This window comes from Aquiflexum gelatinilyticum (assembly GCF_024813435.1).
Lineage (GTDB): Bacteria > Bacteroidota > Bacteroidia > Cytophagales > Cyclobacteriaceae > Cognataquiflexum > Cognataquiflexum gelatinilyticum.
Genome location: NZ_JANAEZ010000008.1, coordinates 114,659 through 138,467 on the forward strand (window position 1 = coordinate 114,659; position 23,809 = coordinate 138,467).

Below are 23,809 nucleotides of genomic sequence, written 5' to 3' on the forward strand. Positions count from 1 at the left end.
GGATTCATAAAAATTTTTTATCATCAGAATCCAAAATTTTAAAAACTAAACATGTTATCAAATCGGATTTTCAATTCCAATTCAATAGTTTTAGGTTTTCTGAAATAATGGGCCAGACTTTTGAATTCACTAGATTTTTTAAGAAAGGCCCTGAAACAGGAAAATGGAAATAAAACAGGAATAATCCCTATTGAAATGAAAATCATCAAAATCAAAAAGTCTTTTTTTGTCATACTTCCGCTAATAGGCTTTATCATGTCGGGAATCGAGGCAAAAGGTACGATACTCAATGACAGTATTCCTGAAAAATCAAGCGAATTTAAAAAAGGAATCCGCTTTTCCCCTTCAATGAACTTCTTTGACTACGGAGATTTGTCCTTTGGGCAGATAGCTTCGGACTATAAATTCGGAGCAGCTTTGGGAATGGTCTTTGACTGGAAAATGAGCGATTACCACAGGTTCAGACTTGAACCCTACATGGAATACCAAAACATCAACAACAATTCCATCAATCCTGATATCGAAGCCATCACTTCCTTTAGCAACCTGATCTTCGGTGTGGATGCGCTGCCCTTGGTATTGACTTATGGAGGAAAATACAAAGGAACAATTTCTGCCGGGGGTTTTGCCAAATATGTCCTAAACAGTTCACAAAGCACCACTCTTAATGGCAATTCGGTCAATAACTTCGAGGTAGAAATCAACAAACTCCAATATGGATTTTCCTTTGGGGCGGGAGCTTATTTGGGAAAAAGACTTGTAGAATTAAGGTTTTATCAATCTCTCAATGATTTTGTCAATAGTCCGGTTATTCCCAACAGTATCAATCAGGTTCAACTCATTCTAGTATACTAATGAAAAATGTCCTTTTAATTTTCGCTTTTTTGACGCTTCTGCTGTTCAATTCCTGTATGACTGACAGAGAAGCTGAAAATTCATTTTACCTCAATCAAATCAATAAAATTCAAGTGATCTCCTCCAAAACCATCTTTTTTACAGAAAACAGAGAGGAAGATTTCAACCTGACTGTTAGTTTTTTTGACCGGGATAACAGACCTTTTTTGAATAATATTGACGTGCCTTACGTGATTTATTTGGGGGACTCTGTGATCAAAGAACCTTCTCTTGACCTTTCCAAGCCAGGCAAATACAAGCTTAGGGTCATGTTTCCCACCCGTGAACTGACATTTAGCAATGAGGTTGAGATTGAAGTAGTGGAGGGAGATTATATCCAAGAACTGGTCTTGGATTTTTCCAACGAGACCAGAAATCAATTTACACTAGTCAACAACGAACCCTATGATTTCACCCTGAGGGCTTTTGGACCTGATGGGGAAATACCCGGAGTGGAAGAACAAATCAAAAGGAACCTTTCCTTACAGGTCGGAAATGTAAATACAAACCGATTGACTGGCATTCCAATCACTCAAATCGGGTTGATCGATGTGCAAGCCTCTGTTTTTGGTATTGATAGCAATATTCTAAAAATCAATTCCCGACAGGATGTTTCCTATCCAATCAAGGAATTTCAGGTGGTATTCCATGTTTTTTCGAATCTTTTCACCCCTAACCAATCTTCTTTTGAAAGTCAGATAAACAGTTCGAATATTGCTTTTAGCGGTGGCATAAGGAGTTCTTTCAGAAGGAATTTAAATGCAGTGGATGCCGGATTCAGGTTTAGATTGGCAGACAGAAATCCAGATGGCAGTCTGATGGAGACAAAAGGCGTCAACAGGATAATGACAAACAAGGTTTTTCTAGATGCCCAAGACCAAGAACTATTGCAATTAAAGTTTAACAGCCTTTGGGACCCTTCTCAATATATCAATGTTTTTATTGAGGATCTTTCTAGCCTTCAAGCCGCAGGATATGCTTATTTACCTTTTTTGACAAGTCCTGTAGTAGGTGGACTTAATCCAATTTTGGAAGAAGACACAGAGTTATTTTACCCTATAATGGTAGCATTGGACTACAGGTTATTCAATGGCCAATACAGGGACGACAATGTATTGGCGCATGAATTGGGTCATTATCTTGGGCTTTATCATACCTTTCAGGATTGTCAGACGGGTGATTTTTGTGATGATACCCAATCACATACCCTTCCTTCAAATCAATCAATACGGTTCAGTAACAACAGAACAAACTGTTCAAATGAACCTTATATCTCCACAAATTTCATGGATTACATCAGCGTAGTGGACAATTTCACTTTTGACCAAAAGGAACGAATGACAAAAGTGTATGAAAACGCACTCTTTATGCCCAAAGACTTCAATGCCCCGGATTCGAGAATAAAGCCATTTAAAAGAGGACAACTTGATCCAAGCATCAAGCCCATTATTTGTAACTTTTGATAGAATCAAGTCATCATAATTTGTAATTGAAAATCCGGTTTAACCTTCATTTCCGGTTGAAGAGTTTATATTCCATGGTTCTCTCTAAAACAGAAATGAATTAAAGGATTGGATTTCGAAGATTCTGCGATTGTGTCTATATTGGTATTCTATGGCAAGATTCTTCCGCAATATCCGTCAACAGCTTTTGGTCGAAAACAGGTTTACCCGATACCTCATTTACGCTATTGGCGAAATTTTTTTGGTTGTGGTGGGGATCATGATTGCAGTGTATTTCAATAACAAAAACACGGACAAAAAAACCAAATCCGAAACAGACAGGCTTGTTGCTGACCTTGAAAAAGGACTCAAAACCAATCAGTTTTTACTGGATAGATTTTCTGGCCGCTTTGATGCACAGGATTCCATGATGGGATTGCTGATAAATGGGGAGTTGACGGAAGAGAATTTTAGAAGAAACAGGATTTTGAATGACCTGATGGGAAACAGTACCCAATACGCCTGGCTTCAAGATGAAAATATCATCACCATCCTCCAAAAAGAAAGGGATTTTGATCCTACCTATAACCAACTCATCAAGCTGATAAAATCATACAAATCAAGACTCGATGACCTGGAAAAAACTGCCGAAGAATTGAATGAACTAGGCAATTGGAATGAAAAACTTATGGCTGATAATTTTGATTGGTATTCAGGTACAACAAAAGAAGACCGGGACAAAAAAGTCCAATATATTCTCCGGGATCCGTTCTACAAAAACCGCCTCAGTCTATTCCGGAAAAAATTCAAAAATCAGATTTCCAATATTACCTCTATGGTGGCTATCCGTGCAGCCATTATGGGAGAAATAAAGCGGCTAAATGAAGGACTCAATAATGCCCAGCTAGATGAATTTTTTAAGACATTAGGCATGCAGCCTTTCCCTCAATTAGACTGTTCTGAACTAAACAGAGAATGGGAGGACGACTTTTCAGGATTGATTTTTTTCCTTTTCTTCAATAGTACAGATGAATCAGTCACCATATACCGCCTCAGGGAAAATGTGGATGCCTGGGAATCGTTCAAAATCAATCCGGGAGAATATGAAATCTTTGGTCAGGTGCCTGGCCGAGGATTTATGATTGGTTCACCTGATTCCTGTCAGCAATTGTTCGTAGCCAAAAAAAGAGGATATCTATTGATTGAGTAGAAAAAGCCCAATCAAAACCACACATTGATCCAAAACCTAAACTCAATTATTTTTTAAGAATTTTGTGATATGCATGTTTGTTTCCATAACCTATACTCAACATATATACTCCTGAGGGTAGGTTAGAAATATTTATTCTATAACCTTCTGGATATTCCTCAAAGTTGACTGCGTGAACTCTACCCGAAATATCAATTAAATCAGCTGATTTTATAAAGCCACTGATCCCTTTTACAAAAATTTGGTTTTCAGCCGGGTTGGGATAAACGATCAATTCACCGCCAATTTCCATCTTTGCACTGTTTACAATAAGTGTAATTTCATCAGAGATTTCACTGGTACAACCATCGATGGTTACCTGTACAGAAAATACCCCAAAAGAGGTAACTTCCAAGCTCTCGCCTTTAGCACCTGAAATTGGTATCCCATCAAGGAACCATTGGTTACCTACAGGATAGCTTGAATTCAACATTACTGAACTGCTTCCTATACCGGACAGGTTGATAGTCGGTTTTGATGGGTTGATACAAAATTCTCTGCTGATCGATGCCGCAGGAAGGTACTGATCATTTCCATTTTGGCTTGCGATGATGGTGGCTTTACCCGGTTTTAATAGCGTAACTGTTTTTGCCTCTATACTCAAGTGATCATATACACTCTCAAAAGAAACTTCCAAACCGGAATCAGAAACAGCAGTCAATGCAAATGGGGCATCTCCCATGGTTTTGTCCTCAATCTGCCCAAATGTAATTGACTGTTCAAGTTGGACCTGTGCAATTTCACCCTGCCGGATATTATCAAAATACCAAGTATAATCAGCAGAACCATTGCCGACATTACCCAGATCAAAGATCACTACTATTTTTTTGTAGCTGATTGAAGGGTTGAATCCGCTCATATCAAAAGTAATATCAACCCACTTTTTTGATTCAGGAATCGTAACTTCTTTTTCGAATGCCTGCCCTCCATCAAACTCATTTTCAAATTTCAGTAACATTCGGGTATTGACCCTTGGTGCCCAGACAGAAACGGTAAAGTCAGTACCCTTGGAGAAATCAATGGCTGAAGTTTTGGTGAGAAAAGATCCTCCCCAAATTTGCCCTGGCTTCTTCACCATCTTTGCCACTTTAGGACTTTGGTTTCCATTCAAATCCGGATTGTTGATTACCGAAAGGTCACCGCCGTCAAAATTCGTAATCAGGCTATTCCAAGCATAATCTTCCTCAAATGTTATTGGAAAATCTATAACAGGCCCATCTCCTCCAGAACCTCCACCGCCGCCACTAGTACCCTGACAGGTACCCACCACATAAGAAATCCTTTGACCTGAATTATTTTTCTCACCCTGTGTGGGATGAGAATAAGTATAATAAAAATAGACTGTGCTGCCTTCAGCTGCATTCAATCTAAATGGCTCGTTAGGTTTTACCCCATATCCGGGGAAATTTCCATTGGCTGATGTTCCGTAATACAGGATCAAAACTTGATTACCCATTCCTGAGACAGTCGGGATAAATGTCAGAGTGGGATTACTCACATCGTCAGAAAATTCATACCTGAAATCGCCATTTTGGGAAATGCCACTACAGGATGGTGCTTCAGTAAAACGTATCGTTACCGGCGAAGAAGTTGCGGTATTTCCATCATTGTCTGTTGCGAGGGCAGTCAATGCATGTTGTCCGACATCACCCGACCAACTTACTTTCCAAGGCTCTGATGTGGCTAATCCGATACTGTTTTCTCCTGCAAAAAATTCTACCTGATCCACTGAACCATCAAGATCATTGGCAACTGCTACAATATCAATGGGACGTCCTTCAATAGACTCCTGATTATTGGATGGTGAACTGATTGCTACAACTGGCGGAATGTTGGCATCTTTGCTCACAATTACCAAAAGCTTGTCAGAATCATCATATTCCCCATTGCTTACCGTCAATTTAAAACTATAAATCCCCTCTGATAAACCTCCTATGACTGTACTTGCAGCATTTGGCTCGCTTATAGTAACCACACTAGGGCCATATTCCTGCTCCCAAAGGTAGGTCAATTCCCCTCCATCAGGATCCGAACCTAAGCCTGTCAAAGTAGTGCTTGCTTCCGGTAAAATCACAACAATATTGGATCCCGCCTCTGATATAGGCTGACTATAAGGCAACTCTGATTCATAAGTGAAGGTCATTTTCCCAAAGTTCAATTCTCCATTCCCAAAGGAAAGACGTAAAATATTTTCCCCTCCGACGAGTGGAATCCCCTCTACTGATTGAGTTTTCCATTTGTCCCAACCTCCTGTACTGCCAACAACAATATTATCTGTGATTTTTTTGCCATTTAATTCGAACCAAAATGGGCCTCCACCACTGGCATTGCCGGAAGCATAGCGTAATTCCATTTTGTACAATCCTGCTTTTTCCACATTCACAGTATATTCTACCCATTCCCCACTGACTATCCATCCTATGGTGGCACCTTCTCCTGTGATAAAGGCCGCATCTACACTTTCTTCTTTCCTGTAATCTCCCTCATTGTTGACCGAAACATCTGAATAGGAAATTCCCTGCCCTTTGCCTCCTTCAAAAACATCATAATTTCCCGCCTCGATAACTCCCGGAAATGCCCAAGCTGTTCCCAAATAAGGAACTTGGCCTCCAACAACCACAGAAACGATATTGGAGACTCCCAATTTTTCTCCTTCAAAAACCTTCGCATAAAAATCATGCACTCCCAATGGAAGTTGGGCGGCTTTAAGATTAAAAGGTTCTTCGGTCAGTTCTCCGATCTTTTCAGTCCCTCTAAAAAATTCAACTTTTGTTGGGGTGCCTTTTTCTATATTCAAACTCAGATCCACGCTGCCATTGACATAAGCTTGGTTAAAACTGACTGAAAGCTCACTTTCTATGTCCACATCATTATTGGTAACCATGGTGCGGGCCGGGGCCTCCAAGCTAGTGCCGTCCGAAAAAAGGACAGTGATGGCGCTTTTTTCATAGTTGTTGACCACATAGGTCCTCAATCCATCTTTGATAAAAACTGCTGCAGTAGGATAATTTGCAGTGACAGAAGCATCAACCCTTCCCAATGCATTCATAGCATGAAGCCAATAATAAGTTTGGGCATCGGAAACTCCGAATTTCAGGTTTCGGTTAGGATAACTGTCATATAGAGAAATGGCTTTCTGAGGATCTGTAAATGCCAGATATTCCCAAATGATGTCATGCCACAGGTTGTCATTTGCCTCATTTCTTATAATTCCTGTATTGGTTTCGATTTCTTTCCAAAGTTTGGTGGCATACTCAGGATGATGTCCAAGGTATAGCGAACCCCCATGAATAGGATACAATTCTATGCCATAAGATGCTGCGATATCGTTGGTCCAAAAAGTCCCGTTATCGTAGGAATTTCCCCATACCCTTGAAACCAAACTGTACTGCTGTGTAGGTCCAAAATTGCGCTCATGGATATCAAACCAATATTCCTCTATGGCAGTCTGCTCTGTGGTATAAAGATAAATCCCTAAATCCCTGATTTCTTTATTGCCTATGATGGCCCCCCAATGGATCAATGAAGAATTGAACTGCATACTTTCTGAAGTGGATTCCTGATCATTTCCCTGAGGAAAACTCGCAAATCCATTTGCCCAACAATGCCCTGCATAGGGACTGAAATTTCTGAGAAAGGGAAACATTTCATCATTTCTGTCGGGTGAAGCGGCATCTCTGACCAGGAGATTGACCATCTCACCCCAACCTTCAGCCCATCCCGGTTCGAACTGTTCTAAGAATGCTGCCGCATGGATAAAATAGCCCCAATGAAAATGGTGGTCATTCAGATTGGTATCCTGTCCATGTCCTGCCGGATAGCCAAGCATGGCAGACCAATCTTTGTTATAGTAAAATAAGAATGCCACCTGTCCGGAATTCGCTGTAAGCCAATCCTCCAATCTTTCTTTGATGGTCGCAATCATCTTGTCCCGAGATTCCAGATTACCCATCTCGTGGGCAATTCTAGCAGTCTGAATCAAACGGTTCATCATCTGTCCCTCATTGTAGGAATCAGTCCAGGTGCTCAGACCGTCATTTTCGAGCTGTTTTACTTTTTGGTCCAACTCCGCTACACTAAAGCCCTCACTGTAAGTGGCCTGATAGGGAAGAGTGGGTAGAATTCCGTAGTAGGTATTTTCCACACTAAAGGTGGTGCTTGCCATGGTTTTGATTTCTCCCCTGACAGAAGTATAGCTCAAAAGGTCAGGTCTCGGTGAATCCGGAGCCAAATTATCCCACTGATGAGGCAATAGTCCAATCAATGGAAGGGTCTCTTCACCTTCTTTGATATCAGTTTCGATAGTAAAATCAGTTCGGATAATGGAAGTTGATTCGTCAAAATTCCAGGAAGCAGTAGTATTGGCAGGGAAAACATAAGCGTATTTCCTATAAGAAAGTGCAGCTTGTGAAAGGTTGGTGGTGGTCAGCGGCAACATGGCCATGGACCAATAATCTTTCCCGTTCAATGTCGATGAAAAAACTTTGCCGCTTTGGGTCCATGTACTTCCTGAAGGTGCATAAAAAACAAAATCCGCTCCATTCCTGGCATTTTCAATCATCAACATTTCACCCGAAATAGTTGCATTCCCTAGGTTGACAGTTATCTGAAGGTTGTCGTCTGTTTCTTTATTGAAATACAAAAATGGCATGGCGATACCGGAGGTCACCTGCAAATGTTCGCCTCCATCATTCCAGTCTATGGTTACCGTCCAATCCGAATAATCAGCAACCGTTGCACGTTGGGCATTCAATCCTGCCAATCCGACCACAATGGGTTCTTGATCATCATAAACACCCCAAGGAATATAACTGACTACCAATCCTGCCGGCTTTGTTTTTAAAGCCATAGGATAATTGAAAAGGTTACTCACATGATTGCTTTGAAGCAATAAGGACCACCAATCGTTTGTCGGCACAGGTTTCCCGATTGCCTTCTCACTGAGTTGGGGTGTGCCGGGAGGAAATCCATTCCTTCCTGCTGCATCTGTACCGGGAAATGTTGTGGTGTAACTTCCATTTCCTACAGATACAAATTGTGCAGATAAATTTTGAGCTGAAATGAAAAATATTAGAATAAAAAGGCAAAAAAATATTTTGAAAGGATCGGCAGGCATAAACTTTGGTTTTTATTGGGTCAGGAGTGATTAATCAATTATGTAAACATATTCATACCCATAGCCCAAATCAAAAAATCCACTACATCATAAGTACTACATGCCTGAAATTAAAATACTACAAGGTCATCTTGACTTCCCAAAAAATAAGGATCAAAGTCAGCTGAAAATTCCATCCATTCAATTACCGTAATTCAATTTTGATTTGGGTTCTAATGATTATTTGATCCATCAATCTCCACCCAATCGTATTCCATTTAATTGACCAATTGAACCAAAGAATTGTCTTTTTTTCAATTCTTTTAAAAATTCACTTTTTTCAATTGGAGTTTCAAAGTATCTTTTGAAAGATGAAAAACCGGTGGCGTTTTTCTTTAAATACATAACCCTATGCAAAACCACTTCAAACAAAGCAGCAAAAAATTCCTTGGGATTTTTACATTCTCATCTATAGCCCTGTTATTGGTTTTTTCCATTTCTCATACAAATGCCCAAGACGGTAAAACCTGGTTGCAGTTTGAAGGAAAATCAGGTCCTGGCAAAGGAAAACACATCGTCCTTGTCAGCGGCGATGATGAATACCGATCAGAGGAAGGGATGCCCATGTTGGGCAAATTATTGGCTGAACATTATGGGTTTACCTGTACGGTCTTGTTCCCGATCGAACCCGAGACAGGCAACATTGTCCCTTCCTACCAAAACAACATCCCCGGCTTGGAACATTTGGCAAAAGCCGATCTGATGATCTTGCTTACCAGATTCCGAGAATTGCCGGATGAGCAGACCAAATATTTCAACGACTTCATCATGGCAGGCAAACCGATCATCGGAATGCGGACTTCAACGCATGCCTTCCACTATGAAAAGAACAAAAACAGTCCCTATACCAAGTTTGATTGGAGAAACAAAAGCGTAGGTTGGGAAGGTGGATTTGGGCAAAAAATTCTCGGAGAAACTTGGGTAGCCCACCATGGCGAACATGCCAAAGAAGGTGCCCGTGCATTAATCGACGGTCCTGCCCAACTTGCAGACCATCCTATCCTTCGTGGAGTCAATGATATTTGGGCGGCGTCAGATGTGTATACTGTCAAGAACCTGACCCAAGATGCGCAAGTGCTCGTCTATGGCCAACCCACCAAAGGCATGACTCCCGATACGCCTTTGATCTGGGAAAAATCTGTGATGCCTATGGCTTGGACCAAAGATTATCAAATAGAGGGCGGAAAAAAAGGAAAAGCATTCGCTACCACGATGGGCGCTTCGGTGGATTTGCAAAGCGACGACTTGAGGAGACTGATCGTGAATGCTGTTTTTTGGGGATTGGATATGTCAGATCAAATCACACCTGACCTGAACGTGTCCATCGTTGGTAAATACGAACCGACCATGTTTGGTTTTGGAACATTCAGAAAAGGAATGAAAGTGGAGGATTTTAAGTGAAAAAAGACAAGAGATATGAGACTTGAGATTTGAGACCCATACAACTAGAAATAGAAGATGAAACATTAAAAAAACAAAAATTCCAAAAGACTTATCCTTGTCATCTCGACGAAGGAGAGATCTTTTCTAAAAATTTACCTGATAGGAAAGTGTAAAAGCCCTTGACGGTAACCAAGTGGACGCTGCATCAATCCCTGATGAATAATAATTGTCATAGAATTCAATATGCTCATCAAATTGCCAAACAGGCCTTGTACTTAGCCTTGCTTCAGGATCAGCAGCGGAATACGAAGTGATGAAAAACAGGTTATTTGCGATCAGGGAAATTCTGCTTGACACTTTTTTATTTTTGATCAAAAAATCCAAATCCCTCGAAACTGACAAGTAATGCAGTGAAATAAATCCGGATTCTTCGATAAAGTAACTGCTGAACCTATTATAATCAGTCAGGCCCTGATCTTTAAGATTCTGAAATGAGCGGAGCGCATTTTGATTAAAAAACGTCACCCCACCATACATCAGGTTGGTTTCATTGGCATTGACATGCCCAAAAACTCCCCTGAAAAACGCATCCAAATGCCATTTTTTCCATTGCACCTGATGGTTCCAGCCCATCCACCATCGAGGAATTGTTTGACCTTGGGGCACATAATCAGTCCTCCAATCCTGTTGGTTATTGTCCTGTTTCAGGATCCATTGTCCAGTGTTGCGGTCTATTCCCAAATAATCAAGCGCCCGGCCTGTCCCGATTGGCTCGCCAGTCCTAAGGGTATTGTATTGGGTTAGTGGACCTCCTCCAGGAACTCTTGTTTCCCCCGTGTCGCTTCCTTCCAGGCTCGTGAATTCAGCATCCAAGTCTTTCCATTCAGATTTTATAAAAGTGGCATTGATACTGCTTTGGTAAAATACATTACCGATTTTTACTGCATTTAACCCGATAACCCACTCAGAACCTCTATTCCTTATCTCCCCAAAATTCTGATATGTAAACGGATAATAGGAATTCCAGTCAGTATAATCCCAATCATATGCCCGCATCAGATTGATAAAATCTGAAGACCTGCTGGTAAAAAACCTCAATTCCCCTGACAGCTTATTCTGGAAAAAGGAACCACTCCCGCCTATTTCCCATTGATGGGTGTCTTCCCATTTCATATCCGGATTGGCGAAGTGGGTGAAATTCACATAAGGCTCAATTTGCAATATGGTTTTGCTCAGTCCAGTCCGGTCCGGAATTAATCCGGTATGGGAATAGGATGTAAAAACCTGGAATTTTGGACTGAGGCGGTATTTCATATCCAGTCCAAAAAATTGCCCCCAACCTGCATTTTCACCCAAATTAGAAGAACTTTCCGGTTGGTAGAGGAAGTCAAAGTATAATCTTTCCTTCCAATTGGACTTCACAAAAAAACCCAAGGCATTTAAAGTATATTTACCGATTTGAGGAGTCATTGTCTGCTCCACGACTGTATTCTCGGGTTCATAGGGTCTATATAGATTGCTGCCGGATTGGTCATAGGAAATCTTTTGGGAGGTAAATCTTACACCGGGTTTGAATGTTAAGTCATTTGTTTGGATCAAATAATCGGATGAAAACTCCAAATAAGTTCTGTCATCCTTTCTTGTTTTATTCCTCTGAAAGGTTCCGGCATCACTGCTCAAACCAATAATTCCGTCAAAGTAGAATTGGCCTTTGATTGTCCCAACTTTGCCTAATCTTCCCCTTATTGTCCATTGGGGAAGTGGATTGGCAGTAATATTAGCCTGAAACATTTCCATTTTGGAAGCCAATGTATTTTGATCCGCATTCATTCTCAGCCAAGGATTTCCTCTAAAGCCTGTATAAGTACTGACTTGCTGATCCAAGGCTAAAGTAGGATTCATTCCCACCGCTGCCTGAAAAAAATCGGTATTGCCAATTTCGGAATCTCTGTCAACCACCAATGTCGAAACTCCTACTTTGACTTTGCTTTTCAAAAATGAATAATCAATAGCACCATAAACACTTAATTGTTTGAAGCCGGTTTCCTTTTGGATACCTTCCACATTACGGTTACTGAGGATAACTTTAGAATTTAAATAGCCCGTCCGGTAACCGAGTTTCAGACCGGTATTGGTTGACCAAGCCGTTTGTGTCAACCCTTCCAACCAATCCGTATCACTGTTTCCAAAAAATGTCCCCGGCGGCGCCTGATTCCTGTATTCCTGTGCATTCAGGTTGTCATAAGGTCTTTGGTAATTTTCCATACTGACATTTTGAAGAAAGGTTACCGAAAGCCCTTCCTTCCCATTACTTGAAATGGTAGCATCAAAAACTCCGGCTGCGGCTTGTAAACCCATTTCTGCCAACCGACTCCCTCTCCTGACCCCAATAGAATCGATCAAAAAAGGATCTACCATATGCCAAGCCAAACCGGGCATTCCGTCCAACATCGGCATCGGCTGCATTCTGTTCTTGAAAGTATGGTACCCACGGTAAATCATATCAAAGTTGCCATTGGGATTTGATCCCGGTCTTGAGACCAAGAGTCCCGGAATCTGACTTTGTATGGCCTGCGGCAAAGAAAGAATCAAGCCCTGATTGAATGGTTTTTGCTCGATCTTGAGGCTGTCAGATTCTTGGGCTTTAGCAAAAAAAGCCAACTGAAAAAAACTGATCGCGAAAATCAAAAACCGAAGCATTATTATTTGGTTTGGTTTGAAAATTGATATTAAATTTAAGTTTTTTAGTTGATTTATTTTTATACAGAAGTAACTTGAATTTCTTATTTTTAGCAAAACCCTATTAACCCATGAATAAAATCGGATTTAATGTTTTGGCTTGGTCGGCAGCGATGTCTGATGATCTCAAACCAATTTTGGACAGGCTGAAAAAAATTGGCTATGATGGTGCTGAGTTTTTTGTTGGTTCTGACGACATCCCTGCATACAAAAGAATCGGCGAGCACTGCAAAAATATTGGCTTGGAAGTCACCACGGTTTTTGTGCTCAGTCCGGAAGAAAACCTCGTCAGTCCGGATAACGATGTCCGCCAAAAGGGCCTTGAAAAAATCAAGTGGACCATCGACCGATCGCATGACTTGGGCTCGCAGGTGCTTTGTGGTCCTTTCCATTCTGCTTTTGCTACTTTTTCCAAAGCCGCCCCTCAGGATATCGAGTATGCGCGCAGCGCTGAAATCCTCCATCAGGCAGGAGATTATGCCGCACAGGCAGGAATCCTGCTGACACCTGAGGCGCTCAACAGGTTTGAATGCTACCTCTGCAATACCATGGAGCAGCTTTCGCACCTGCTGAAGATCGTCAACCACCCCAATGTCAAGGCGATGTTTGACACCCATCATGCCAATATGGAAGAGAAAAAACTGGGAGAAGCCATACACCGCATCGCACCTTACCTTGCCCACTTCCATATCAGTGAAAACGACCGTGGCACGCCGGGTTCCGGGCATGTGCCTTGGGATGAGACTTTTGCCGCTTTGGCTGCGATCAAGTACAAAGGTTGGCTTACTATCGAAGGATTCACAAGGAATGATCCTGACTTTGCCAATGCGATCGGGGTATGGAGGCAGTTTTCAGAACCTTGGGAAATGGCTGAAAGTGGGTATCGATTTATTAGGGAAATGGGAGAAAAGCATGGGCTGTAGGTATTTGTTATGCAATGACTAGACTTTGGTAATTTCACAATTACCCAAAAAAATATGGGAAGAATTCTGATTTTAACCATCGCTATTATTCTAAGCTTAGATCTCCTTGGTTTTTCTCAAGATGACCGGCCCAATATCATTTTCATCCTCACAGATGATCAAAGATGGGATGCTTTGGGATTTGCGGGAAACCAATTGATCCAAACCCCTGAAATGGACAGGCTTGCCTCAGAAGGGATATTTTTTGAAAATGCCTTTGTAACCACTCCTATCTGTGCAGCGAGTAGGGCCAGTATTTTGACAGGAACTTATGAAAGGACACATGGCTATACTTTTGGACAAGGTGAAATCAAGCAGCCATTTATTGATCAATCCTATCCTGCTATGATGAGAAATAGCGGTTACAACACCGGCTTTTTCGGAAAATTCGGTGTCAATTATTCCGGTTTTGAGGGGCTTTTTGATATTAGCGAGAATTATGACCGATTGGATCGCTACAAAGATAGAAGAGGTTATTTTTATAAAACCCTTGGTATGGATACAGTTCATTTGACCCGATATACAGGCCAAAAAGCCATTGAGTTTATCCGCCAAGCTCCCCAAGAAAAGCCATTTATGCTTTCTTTAAGTTTCAGTGCCCCGCATGCCCATGATCCGTCAGAGGAGCAATATTTTTGGGAGAAGGAATTTGATTCATTGTATGCATCACAATATTTTACCGAGCCTCCTTTAAGTGATCAGGAATATTTTGATGCGCTGCCTCCCTATGTTTGGGAAGGTGAAAACCGTAACCGCTGGTATTGGAGATTCGACACAAAGGAAAAATACCAAAGGAGTATGAAGGGATACTTTAGGATGATTTCTGAAATTGATCATGAAATAGGGTTGATAAGGGAAGAGTTATCAAAACAGGGAAAGGATAAAAATACAGTTATCATTTTTATGAGTGACAACGGCTATTTTTTGGGAGAGCGTCAACTGGCTGGAAAGTGGTTGATGTATGATAATTCCCTCCGGGTTCCGATGATCATTTATGATCCCAGATCCGTCCAAGGCCGAAAAGTAAAAGACCTGGTTTTGAATATTGATATAGCACCCACCATTTTTGACCTTGCCGGTCTTGATAAACCAAAATCTTGGCAAGGTCTAAGTTTAGTCGGGTTTTTAGAAGAAAACAGTCCTAATTTGGGTCGGGAGGATTTTATTTGTGAACACTTATGGCAGGTGGAAATTATACCGCCAAGTGAAGGCCTAAGGACCAAAGACTGGAAATATTTCCGTTACATCAATGATCCTCAGCATGAGGAATTATATGATTTGAAATCAGATCCCTTAGAAAAAAATAACCTTGCGTTGAATCCTACATTTAATGGCAGATTAATAGAAATGAGGAGAAAATTTGATAACAAAGAAAAGGAATTGAGAAATTAAACCTGGATAGATCCATTAGGATTCTTCAACCAATCCCCCACCCTCTCATTAAAATCCTCCAGGTTTTCCCAATGGAAAGCATGGCCACTTTTCTCATAGATATGCAATACCGAATAAGGAATTGCCGTAGCCACTTCCTTGGTCATCCATACAGGCGTAAAAATATCCTCTTCACCACCCAAGACTAAAACCGGGCAATTCACTCTTGCCAAATCCGAAAGTACATCATGAGCCACACAGGCCGCAGCCTGTCCTTCCAATCCGATCAGCGGTTGGGGATTCGGATCCAAAGCGGCATTTTTCCTGTCTTCCAAAAGTCCTGCGTTAAATTCCTGATTGTCCCATGATTGCTTGGAAAAAATCAACAACTGGATATACACGCTGAATTCTTCAGGTTTCAACCTTGCCTTGCAGTCCTTCATGTGTTGGAAAATCGCCTTGGCCGCATTGTCACAGCGTGCCCAAGGACACATCAGCACCATGGCCTTGACCCTTGCAGGAAAATGGATCGCCATCTGTTGGGCGATGATGCTGCCCATGGATACGCCGGCTACTTTGACCGCACCCAAACCCAAGTGATCCAACACGCCGATGCAATCCTGCGCCATCTGAAGGGAAGTATATGGACCTGCAGGTTTGTCGGATTTGCCGACTCCCCTGTTGTCCACGAGGATACAGCGAAAGGATTTTGCCCAATGGGCGACATGCTTTTCCCAGACGCTTCCCGGGGCAGTGATTCCCATGATCAAAAGCAGCGGCTCTCCCGAGCCTTTTTCCTCAAAGTAGATGTTGATTCCGTTGGTGGTGATGGTTGGCATTTTGAAAGAATGGTTATTGGTTATTGGTTATTTGGTACTGGTTGTAATGGTTCTAATTGTTCTAGTTGTTCTAATGGTTCCGGCATATAAGACTAAGGTAAGTGATAGTGCCTTTATCGATGGTTTCGGATTGCCATAATATTCAGAATGCGGTTTCCCGTCTTGAATCTTATGTTTTGTGTCTCGTCTCTCGCTTCTCGTCTCTCGCCTCTCTTTCCCTAAATCTCATGTCGCATGTCTCATGTCTCATATCTCATATCTCCCATCTACCTACCCCTTCAACCCCGGAACAAGCGTTTCCTGAATCCATTTCCCGTCGTGCAAAGTGACAAAGTCAGGATCTTCCAAGGCTTCTTTTCCCTCGTCTTCGCAGATGATCCAACCTTTATAGCCGATTTCCTTGAGCCATTGCGTGATCCCGATCAGGTCGACTTTTCCTTTTCCCATCAGTGCAAACTCCGGATTGCCATCCCAATCTTTGTAATGCACATGGTTGATGATGGATTGGTATTCTTTCATTTTGGCGAGGGGATCCATGCCGCCGTTAATGATGTGGCCGACATCGGGACACCAACCTGTGGCAGACAGGTCAAGTCCCTCTAGGATGACTTTGTAATCGTCTTCTGTCCTCGTGATGGAGGTATGGGGAGAATTTGGGTGGAAACTGCTTTCTACCCCCTTTTCTTTGGCCCTTCGGGAAACAGTGTTCACGATATCTGTCAGGCTTTTTCTCCGCTGCACAATGTCATGCCTGCCGGTTGGAATCTGAACTGTGCAAAGGACCGAGCCAGGAAAACGCTGCAGCAAATCGATCGCATTGTCTGCGACCTTCCGCTCTTCCTCAGTTTCTTCTTTACCGTTCCAGTCCAAAGCCAAGGCTACCGCAGCCAGTTCAATACCCTGTTCCTTGAGTTTTTCCTCCAACAAAACCGGATCAGACAATTTGCCCATCCAGGAAAAAATAGGTTGGATCCCGGTAAAACCTGCTTGGGAAATGATCTCGATCATATGTCCCAACTGGTCTTTGTAGGTTTCCCCGTTGTTGTTCATATACCAGGTATAGACCTCAGCACCGAATTTGAATGGTAGTTTTTGCATGATTTTATTTTTGGGGTTTTTAATTGTTATCGTTCTTAACTCGACATTGGCTTACCTTAACTTCCAATCAAAATTTAAATAATGTCCGTGAAGACACGGACATGGGCGGGGAGCAAAGTTTTGATTTAAATAACAGCATTAAATCATCACTTTCCCTTCAATTCCTCATCAGGGATTGCCATGGTATGGTTTGCCAAAAGTTTGTATTGACCCTTTTCTTTGACATAGGTCCGCATAAAGTGGTAGATGACCGGATTGGTTCCCTTGTCCACTACAGTATAACCACTCACAACAACGGTATTTCCCAAAACCACCACTTTATGGTCACGTGATTTCCTTCCCCTTGTATCGTTTGCCTGACCGGCCTGAATCCGCTTGGCCTTGGCCACAACCGCTTCTTTTCCATCAATCAAATTCGCATGGTTGTGAACCCAGATAAAATCCGCAGCCAACAAGTTCTCCAAAAAATCAACATCAGATTCCAAAAGTGCCTTTTCCCATCCTAGGTCTAGGTCAATAAGTTTTTGCTGTTCCTGAGTTTGAGCCAATGACGGGAAAACAAGAAAGCAGAGTAACATTATTGTGGCAATTTTTTTCATGGCGTTTGGGTATTGCTTATTGGGTTAATGGTTATTGTTGATGGGTTAGGGCATAACTGGTTATTTGGTTCACTGATTTCGGTATGGATCAATCTTCCCACGAGTTTCTTAAAAAGACCTTCGAGGTTCAAAAAAACCTCAAAGGTCTTTTCTATCGCTTCTTGCTTCTTTCCAATTGCACCTTCCAATCTTCCAAACTTTCTACTTCTCCATCGGGTGCTCTTTAAGTAATTCGGCTGGGGAATAGAAACCTTTCTTGTCAGCTACTTTTGCCCTGACTTCTTTAACCTGATCAGGCCTTATTGGCGGAGCTTCATTGCCAAATGAGTTTCTCACATAAGTCAAAACTGCAGCGATTTCATTGTCATTGAGCATGCCTTCGTAAGGTGTCATCGGAACCTGTCCAGGATATTCCCTACCCAACACAGTAATAGGCCCCATCAGTCCTTTCAACACAATCTTAATCAACCTTTCCTCACTGCCCAACACCCAAGGTGTACCCACAAGAGGTGGAAACAAAGAAGCAGAAAGTCCACGTCCGTCATTTTGGTGACAGGTACTGCAAAATCCGTCTCTCGCATAGATTTCTTTGCCCATGTTATACAGTTCGAGGTCACTGCCGGTCAATTTGGACTTGATGGTTTCCTCTTTTTTCTCTCTCACCGAGAGGCCATTGATATGGGCCACGGCTGCTTCATGGGCATGCACCGACCATTTGTCCAAAGGCATTTTTTCTGCTTCCGCCAATATTGGCAGTCCTTTTTCCCTTGGCAACCAAGATGCTGCCACTATCGCTTCCAAACGTACCCTGCTATTTTCATCTTTGACTGCCTGCATCAGTAAATTGGCCTGGTCATTTACCTGATGTCCTGAGTAGCGCAACACTCTTACCGCTGCTGTCCTTGCTCTGAAATCCTTAGCCTTTAGCAATTGCTTCAGTAATTTTTGGTCAACTTTATTCAATCCCCAACTTACCCAAAGCCCTTCCAAAAGGTAATGTTCGTAGTTAGGATCATTTTTGTCCAACTTTGAAACCCAATATTCAATCGCAGGGAGCACTTCTTTTGGATCTCTTCCTCTTAGTTCACGTCGGGTTCGATATCGTGTCCTGAATTCCGGCAGCTTCAGATTGTCAAGCAATTCGGGAATGGATGCGCCATAAACTTTCGCAGGTGTGACCAAAGGACGGGAAGGATAGGTAATCCTGTAAACCCTTCCATGGACGTGGTCACGGAGCGGGTCACGGGCATTGTGCTGCATGTGTCCGATCAGGACATTGTGCCAATCGATAAAATAAAGCGAACCGTCAGGTGCAAACTCCATATCTACTGGGCGGAAATTACGGTCAGATCCTTTCACAATGTCTTGTCTGAATTTGGTGATAAAACCTGTCCCTTCGTCCAAAACCTGATGCTGCTTCATCCCCAAAAATCCAATCGTATTGGCGATCAGCATGTCTCCCTGAACTTCATCGGGAAAATGACGGCTCGAAACGAACTCCAAACCCGAAGTCGGGCGGACTTTATGTTCTTCCTCGATCAGGTTTTCGGATTTGTGGGTAGCTTCACCATATCTCGGCAATACCGATCCTGGCATCATCCACCTCACATCAGGACCGGAAGTTTCGGCAAAGAAATTTTGCCCCCAATCGTCAAAAGCAATTCCCCAAGGATTGGGTATCGACAACTGCGCCGTACGCTCAAGATGGCTTCTGGCAGGATTGAATCTGTAAAATCCTCCGTTGGTCGCCCTGACTGGGCCATAGGAAGTTTCCACATTGGTATGCAAAAAGACCCCCTCAGCCATGTAAATAGCCCCGGAAGGATCCGCTGCAAAAGCCGAAATCACGTGGTGCGTATCATGGTCATCAAATCCACTCAAAAGTGTTTCAATCTTGTCGGCTCTGTCATCCCCATCTGTGTCAATCAGGATTTTGAGGTTGGTGCCCTGAGAGATATAAACCCCCTCAGGAGCAATCTCAAAACCCATTATCAGGTGCAATCCATCCGCAAAAATGATTTGCTTATCGGCTTTGCCGTCGTTATTGGTATCTTCTAAGATAATGAGCTTGTCATTTGGTCTTGCATCACCAGGCCTGTAATGCGGGTAACTCGGAACAGTGGCTACCCACAGTCTGCCTTTGTTGTCAAAGCTCATCTGCACAGGATTGGCCAAGTCAGGAAATTCAACTTCCGAAGCAAAAAGCTCGATTTTGTAACCTTCGGGAACAGTAAGTTTGTCCAAAGCATCCTGACCGTAGAGGTATTCTGTACTTCCGTTTTGTTCAGGGTTGTAATTGGTCTCGACGGGAGGTAATGTTCTGGTGTTTTTGTCCGCCGCAGCAAGGTCCATTTTCTCCCCTTTTGCTGCTTTCCAGATGGCCTCATCACGGATGGCAGTCATTTGACGGATTTTTTCCAATTCAGCAGGATAGTTGTCCGGGCCAAACGGAGCGTAGCGACGGCCAAAAACATGGACCCCATTGGGGATTTTGTAGTCATTGTGCCACATCCAGTTTTTCTCCATCACCATGTCATGGATCAACCCGCGGTACTCTTCAGCTTTGGGTGAATCCTCCCCAAACACAGCATTAGCAAGAAATACTCCGAATATTTTATATCCTTCTTCATTCAGCTGAGAACCGTCAATGGTCAAGGGCTCTGCACTCGAATCATACCAATCCTGAGAAGGTGCAAATGCATCGACAAACATGACCTTATTCCTTTTGGCAACCTCCCTCATCGCTTCAGTGTAAAGCGCCAGGTTTTCATTTTCTTTTTTGCCATTTGGCAAATCCCGGATATCCGAAAGGTCCTCAAAAGCAATGGGAGAAATGATGGCCAGTTTTGGAGCGGACTTACCGTTATATTGTTGTTTTAAAGTATGCATGATAAAAGCATCAAGCTCGCCTTTGAAATTATCAAGGCCATCAGGCCCTTGAAAAGATTCATTGTAACCAAAAAATGCCAGGACCACATCAGCCTGATGTCTGGTTAGCCACTCATCAGGTGATTCAAAATGACCCTCAGAACCTGAATTGTTGGCATATTCGGTCTGGAACTCTTCTGCTCCGGGAAATGCCCAAGGAGATTCCCTACCTGAATGAGGCCGGAACCCAGGCGTATCTCCCCCGTCTCCCATATTGCGGATGTATAGCAAGCTATCAGGATAGCGCACATGCATTTCTGTCTCAAACTGCCCATATTCCATCATCCGAGAGGCAAGGTTGTTTCCGATCAGGATAATGTGGGAGCCTTTGTTGAAATCAAGTGATTCAGATTTTTTGCATTGGTAAAAAATCGTAGACAATAACAAAATCAGGGTGATTGTCAGCAATCTTTTGATGCTGTTTTTGATTGGGTTTATCATATTGTGCTTTCCTTTAATATGTATTGCTCTTGAGGGTTCTCTAGTGCTTTGGTGGTTTTTTCAAATGTTAAAAGTTTTTTTTAATTCCCGCTTTTCTATCCTGTGTTGTCCTGTTTGAGGGAGGAACTCGATTGGTGAATTTCCCTTTAAGGTATAAACAGGGAATTCAAATAGCAAACGGGAATTGGCAGTCGGCAAAAAGCTATTTTGAATATTCTGCAGAAAAAGAGAAACGTGAAGGTACAGGATGGATTTTTATGTAAAAGAGAAGAAAATTAGGATTGCGATTTCTTAATCCATTCAATTGAGTTAAATTTTAAGATGATTTCAGAAGGCTTTTGGCTTTGGCAGTTTTTGGGGAGGCTCCATCCTATGGTGGTGCATTTTCCTATTGCCCTGTTGCTTTTTGGAGCTTTTTTGGAATTGTTCACCATCGGTAAATTCCAATCCAAATTACGTCCCGGAATCAACCTCATGGTTTTGGCAGGGGCTCTATCTGTCTTGATAGCTGCGGTTTTTGGTCTTTTGCTGGCCTCCAATGAAGCTGTGGAAGGTGAACTCTTAGATCTTCACCGATGGTTGGGAATTGGATCTGCGGTTTTTAGTATAGCTGTACTTTACTTTTTGAATCAGGTTGGGAAGAAAAAACAAACTGGAAAAATCAAAGCTTACCGGGCAGTGCTATTTATAGCCGCATTTGGAGTCGGATTTTCGGGACATTTTGGAGCATCCTTGACACATGGCGAGGATTTTTTGACAGAAACTTTCCCTTGGAAAAACAGCAATTCCTATAATTCCGGCAGTTTTGACTTGGCTGCTTACGAAAGCGGCGCATCGGGATTAAGTCCTGAAAAGGAAATGCAACTGATCGGAGAAGTCCGGACTGTCTTGGCGCATAACTGTTACAAATGCCACAGCGGCGCAAAGACCGAAGGCGAGCTGAGGTTGGATGAGAGGGAATTTGTTTTTCAAGGAGGAGAATCCGGAGCGGTTATTTCACCCGGAAATCCTGATGAAAGTGAGCTCTTCCGCAGGATCAACTTGCCAAAAAACCACAAGGATGTCATGCCTTCCAAAGGAAAGCATTTGAGCAGGGAGGAAATTGACCTGATTGGTTTTTGGATAGAAAAAGGAGCACCTTGGCCCGATGGCGCCGAGCAAAAAAGCGTTTATCGGGTAGCGGAATTGGCACCGAGAAAACCGGTACTCCCACCTCCATCTGCCGGACTTGAAAATCCCATCGACCTTTGGGTGAATGCTTATTTCAAAGAAAATGAGCTAAAATGGCAGGCTGCTGTGGATGACAGGACTTACCTCCGTAGGATTTACTTAGATGTGGTTGGATTGGTTCCGAGCCCTGAAGAATTGGAATTGTTTACCACGGATTCCAATCCTGACAAAAGAGCGGTTTGGCTTCGGAAGCTGCTGGACAGAAATGATGATTATGCCACTCATTGGCTTACATTTTGGAATGATGCCCTGCGAAACGACTACACCGGAACCGGATACATCACCAATGGCCGATACAATATCACTGATTGGCTCTACAAATCCCTGCAAAGCAACAAACCCTATAATGTTTTTGTCAAAGAATTATTGAATCCGACCGACGCTTCCAAAGGCTTTATCGAGGGAATCAGATGGAGAGGTACAGTCAATGCAAGCCAACGAACTGAGATGCAGGCCGCCCAAAATGTGGGTCAGGTGATCTTGGGACTCAACCTCAAATGCGCCTCATGCCACGACAGCTTTATCAGCGATTGGAAATTGGAAGAAGCCTATGCATTTGACAATATTTTTGCGGATTCCACTTTGGAAGTCAGCAGGTGCGAAAAACCTATCGGGAAATTGGCAAGTACCAGAATCCTTTGGGAAGAACTTGGCGAGATGGACAGCAGCGCCACCCGCTCAGAAAAATTGAGGCAGTTATCAGAATACCTCGTCCAACCGGCCAATGGTAGGATGTACCGTACCATCGTCAACCGGATCTGGAAACAGATGATGGGCCGCGGCATGGTCGAGCCCGTGGACGAAATTGACAATGAACCTTGGAGTCAGGATTTGTTGGATTGGCTCGCATCGGATTTTGTAGAAAAAAACTATGACCTGAAGGAATTGATCTACCTGATTGGCACTTCCAAAATCTACCAATCGCAATCATCCGGGGTGAAAAGTGCCGACCTTTTGGCTGCCTCCGATTTTACTTTCAACGGGATGGTGAGGCGGAGAATGACTGCCGAACAATTTTCTGATGCAGTCAGTCAGGTTTTCAGTCCTGTTTTTGAAGAAAAAGACCTCAAATACAATCCAAGTCAACTTCTTACAGAACAAAGTTCCAATACCCACTTTACCCGGGCTTCCCTTGTAGCCAACAACAGCTTTCTCACCGCTTTGGGAAGACCAAACCGGGAAATTGTCTCTACCAATCGTGACTCACAGGCGAGTTTGTTACAGGCTTTGGAATTGACCAATGGCGAGCGGCTCAACACTGTTTTGCAAAAAGGAGCAGCGCAGTGGAAAGAAAAATACAAAGAGGGACCAATCATTATTGAAGAGGTTTACAACAAAGCTTTGCTCCGAAAACCAAGCAAAAAAGAAAGTGAAATCGCCTTAGCGGCTTTAGGCAACTCTCCGGATGTGGGTCAGATACAGGATTTCTTTTGGGCAGTAATCCTGCTCCCTGAATTTCAGCTTATTTATTAAAAGGAA

General features: G+C 42.7%; 13 protein-coding genes. 7 read left to right on the forward strand and 6 right to left on the reverse strand.

Features of this window, described 5'->3' with window-relative positions; genetic code table 11:
- Positions 1-195 precede the first annotated feature (195 nt).
- The 3 genes from NK987_RS16765 (at position 196) to NK987_RS16775 (ending at position 3,546) form a co-directional block, all read left to right on the forward strand.
- On the forward strand, positions 196-855 hold the full coding sequence (locus NK987_RS16765; RefSeq protein WP_259264783.1) for a PorT family protein: 660 nt from the start codon (positions 196-198) through the stop codon (positions 853-855).
- 56 nt (positions 856-911) lie between these two features.
- The gene (locus tag NK987_RS16770; protein WP_259264784.1) at positions 912-2,357 is read left to right on the forward strand and encodes a M43 family zinc metalloprotease; all 1,446 of its coding nucleotides are present in this window, start codon (positions 912-914) and stop codon (positions 2,355-2,357) included.
- 151 nt (positions 2,358-2,508) lie between these two features.
- Positions 2,509-3,546 (forward strand): hypothetical protein, encoded by a 1,038-nt coding sequence (locus NK987_RS16775; RefSeq protein WP_259264785.1) that lies wholly within the window; start codon positions 2,509-2,511, stop codon positions 3,544-3,546.
- Positions 3,547-3,592: 46 nt separating this feature from the next.
- Here NK987_RS16775 and NK987_RS16780 read toward each other — a convergent pair whose 3' ends face one another.
- Positions 3,593-8,701, reverse strand: coding sequence for a glycosyl hydrolase (locus NK987_RS16780; protein WP_259264786.1), 5,109 nt, complete (start codon positions 8,699-8,701; stop codon positions 3,593-3,595).
- A gap of 390 nt (positions 8,702-9,091) precedes the next feature.
- On the opposite strand from NK987_RS16780, the gene NK987_RS16785 reads away from it, so the two are divergent.
- Positions 9,092-10,141, forward strand: a complete 1,050-nt coding sequence (locus tag NK987_RS16785; RefSeq protein ID WP_259264787.1) for a ThuA domain-containing protein — start codon at positions 9,092-9,094, stop codon at positions 10,139-10,141.
- A gap of 126 nt (positions 10,142-10,267) precedes the next feature.
- Here NK987_RS16785 and NK987_RS16790 read toward each other — a convergent pair whose 3' ends face one another.
- The gene (locus NK987_RS16790) at positions 10,268-12,823 is read right to left on the reverse strand and encodes a TonB-dependent receptor plug domain-containing protein (RefSeq protein ID WP_259264788.1); all 2,556 of its coding nucleotides are present in this window, start codon (positions 12,821-12,823) and stop codon (positions 10,268-10,270) included.
- Positions 12,824-12,933: 110 nt separating this feature from the next.
- Between NK987_RS16790 and NK987_RS16795 the strand changes: the two genes are divergently transcribed.
- Together NK987_RS16795 and NK987_RS16800 are read left to right on the forward strand one after the other, a co-directional pair.
- Positions 12,934-13,785: a sugar phosphate isomerase/epimerase family protein gene (locus NK987_RS16795; protein ID WP_259264789.1), complete on the forward strand. Its 852-nt coding sequence runs from the start codon at positions 12,934-12,936 to the stop codon at positions 13,783-13,785.
- A 54-nt stretch (positions 13,786-13,839) separates the two neighbouring features.
- Positions 13,840-15,216, forward strand: coding sequence for a sulfatase family protein (locus tag NK987_RS16800; RefSeq protein WP_259264790.1), 1,377 nt, complete (start codon positions 13,840-13,842; stop codon positions 15,214-15,216).
- Here NK987_RS16800 and NK987_RS16805 read toward each other — a convergent pair.
- From NK987_RS16805 to NK987_RS16820, 4 genes are all read right to left on the reverse strand, one after another.
- A complete protein-coding gene (locus NK987_RS16805; protein WP_259264791.1) occupies positions 15,213-16,034 on the reverse strand; it encodes an alpha/beta fold hydrolase in 822 nt (273 codons plus the stop codon). The genes NK987_RS16800 and NK987_RS16805 overlap by 4 nt on opposite strands.
- 270 nt (positions 16,035-16,304) lie before the next feature.
- The gene (locus NK987_RS16810) at positions 16,305-17,132 is read right to left on the reverse strand and encodes a sugar phosphate isomerase/epimerase family protein (RefSeq protein ID WP_259264792.1); all 828 of its coding nucleotides are present in this window, start codon (positions 17,130-17,132) and stop codon (positions 16,305-16,307) included.
- Positions 17,133-17,278: 146 nt separating this feature from the next.
- On the reverse strand, positions 17,279-17,731 hold the full coding sequence (locus tag NK987_RS16815; RefSeq protein ID WP_258423855.1) for a nuclear transport factor 2 family protein: 453 nt from the start codon (positions 17,729-17,731) through the stop codon (positions 17,279-17,281).
- 201 nt (positions 17,732-17,932) lie between these two features.
- Positions 17,933-21,100 carry a PVC-type heme-binding CxxCH protein gene (locus NK987_RS16820; protein ID WP_259264793.1) on the reverse strand — a complete coding sequence of 1,056 codons (3,168 nt, stop codon included), beginning with the start codon at positions 21,098-21,100 and terminating at the stop codon, positions 17,933-17,935.
- Positions 21,101-21,421: 321 nt separating this feature from the next.
- Between NK987_RS16820 and NK987_RS16825 the strand changes: the two genes are divergently transcribed.
- Positions 21,422-23,803: a DUF1549 domain-containing protein gene (locus tag NK987_RS16825; RefSeq protein WP_259264794.1), complete on the forward strand. Its 2,382-nt coding sequence runs from the start codon at positions 21,422-21,424 to the stop codon at positions 23,801-23,803.
- Positions 23,804-23,809 lie beyond the last annotated feature (6 nt).

Bases quoted from the DNA above. Each gene is read 5' to 3' on its own strand.
- NK987_RS16810 (WP_259264792.1), bottom strand. From the start codon at position 17,132: ATGCAAAAACTACCATTCAAATTCGGTGCTGAGGTCTATACCTGGTAT.
- NK987_RS16790 (WP_259264788.1), bottom strand. From the start codon at position 12,823: ATGCTTCGGTTTTTGATTTTCGCGATCAGTTTTTTTCAGTTGGCTTTT.
- NK987_RS16775 (WP_259264785.1), top strand. From the start codon at position 2,509: ATGGCAAGATTCTTCCGCAATATCCGTCAACAGCTTTTGGTCGAAAAC.
- NK987_RS16770 (WP_259264784.1), top strand. From the start codon at position 912: ATGACTGACAGAGAAGCTGAAAATTCATTTTACCTCAATCAAATCAAT.
- NK987_RS16795 (WP_259264789.1), top strand. From the start codon at position 12,934: ATGAATAAAATCGGATTTAATGTTTTGGCTTGGTCGGCAGCGATGTCT.
- NK987_RS16780 (WP_259264786.1), bottom strand. From the start codon at position 8,701: ATGCCTGCCGATCCTTTCAAAATATTTTTTTGCCTTTTTATTCTAATA.
- NK987_RS16765 (WP_259264783.1), top strand. From the start codon at position 196: ATGAAAATCATCAAAATCAAAAAGTCTTTTTTTGTCATACTTCCGCTA.
- NK987_RS16820 (WP_259264793.1), bottom strand. From the start codon at position 21,100: ATGATAAACCCAATCAAAAACAGCATCAAAAGATTGCTGACAATCACC.
- NK987_RS16800 (WP_259264790.1), top strand. From the start codon at position 13,840: ATGGGAAGAATTCTGATTTTAACCATCGCTATTATTCTAAGCTTAGAT.
- NK987_RS16785 (WP_259264787.1), top strand. From the start codon at position 9,092: ATGCAAAACCACTTCAAACAAAGCAGCAAAAAATTCCTTGGGATTTTT.
- NK987_RS16805 (WP_259264791.1), bottom strand. From the start codon at position 16,034: ATGCCAACCATCACCACCAACGGAATCAACATCTACTTTGAGGAAAAA.
- NK987_RS16815 (WP_258423855.1), bottom strand. From the start codon at position 17,731: ATGAAAAAAATTGCCACAATAATGTTACTCTGCTTTCTTGTTTTCCCG.
- NK987_RS16825 (WP_259264794.1), top strand. From the start codon at position 21,422: ATGATTTCAGAAGGCTTTTGGCTTTGGCAGTTTTTGGGGAGGCTCCAT.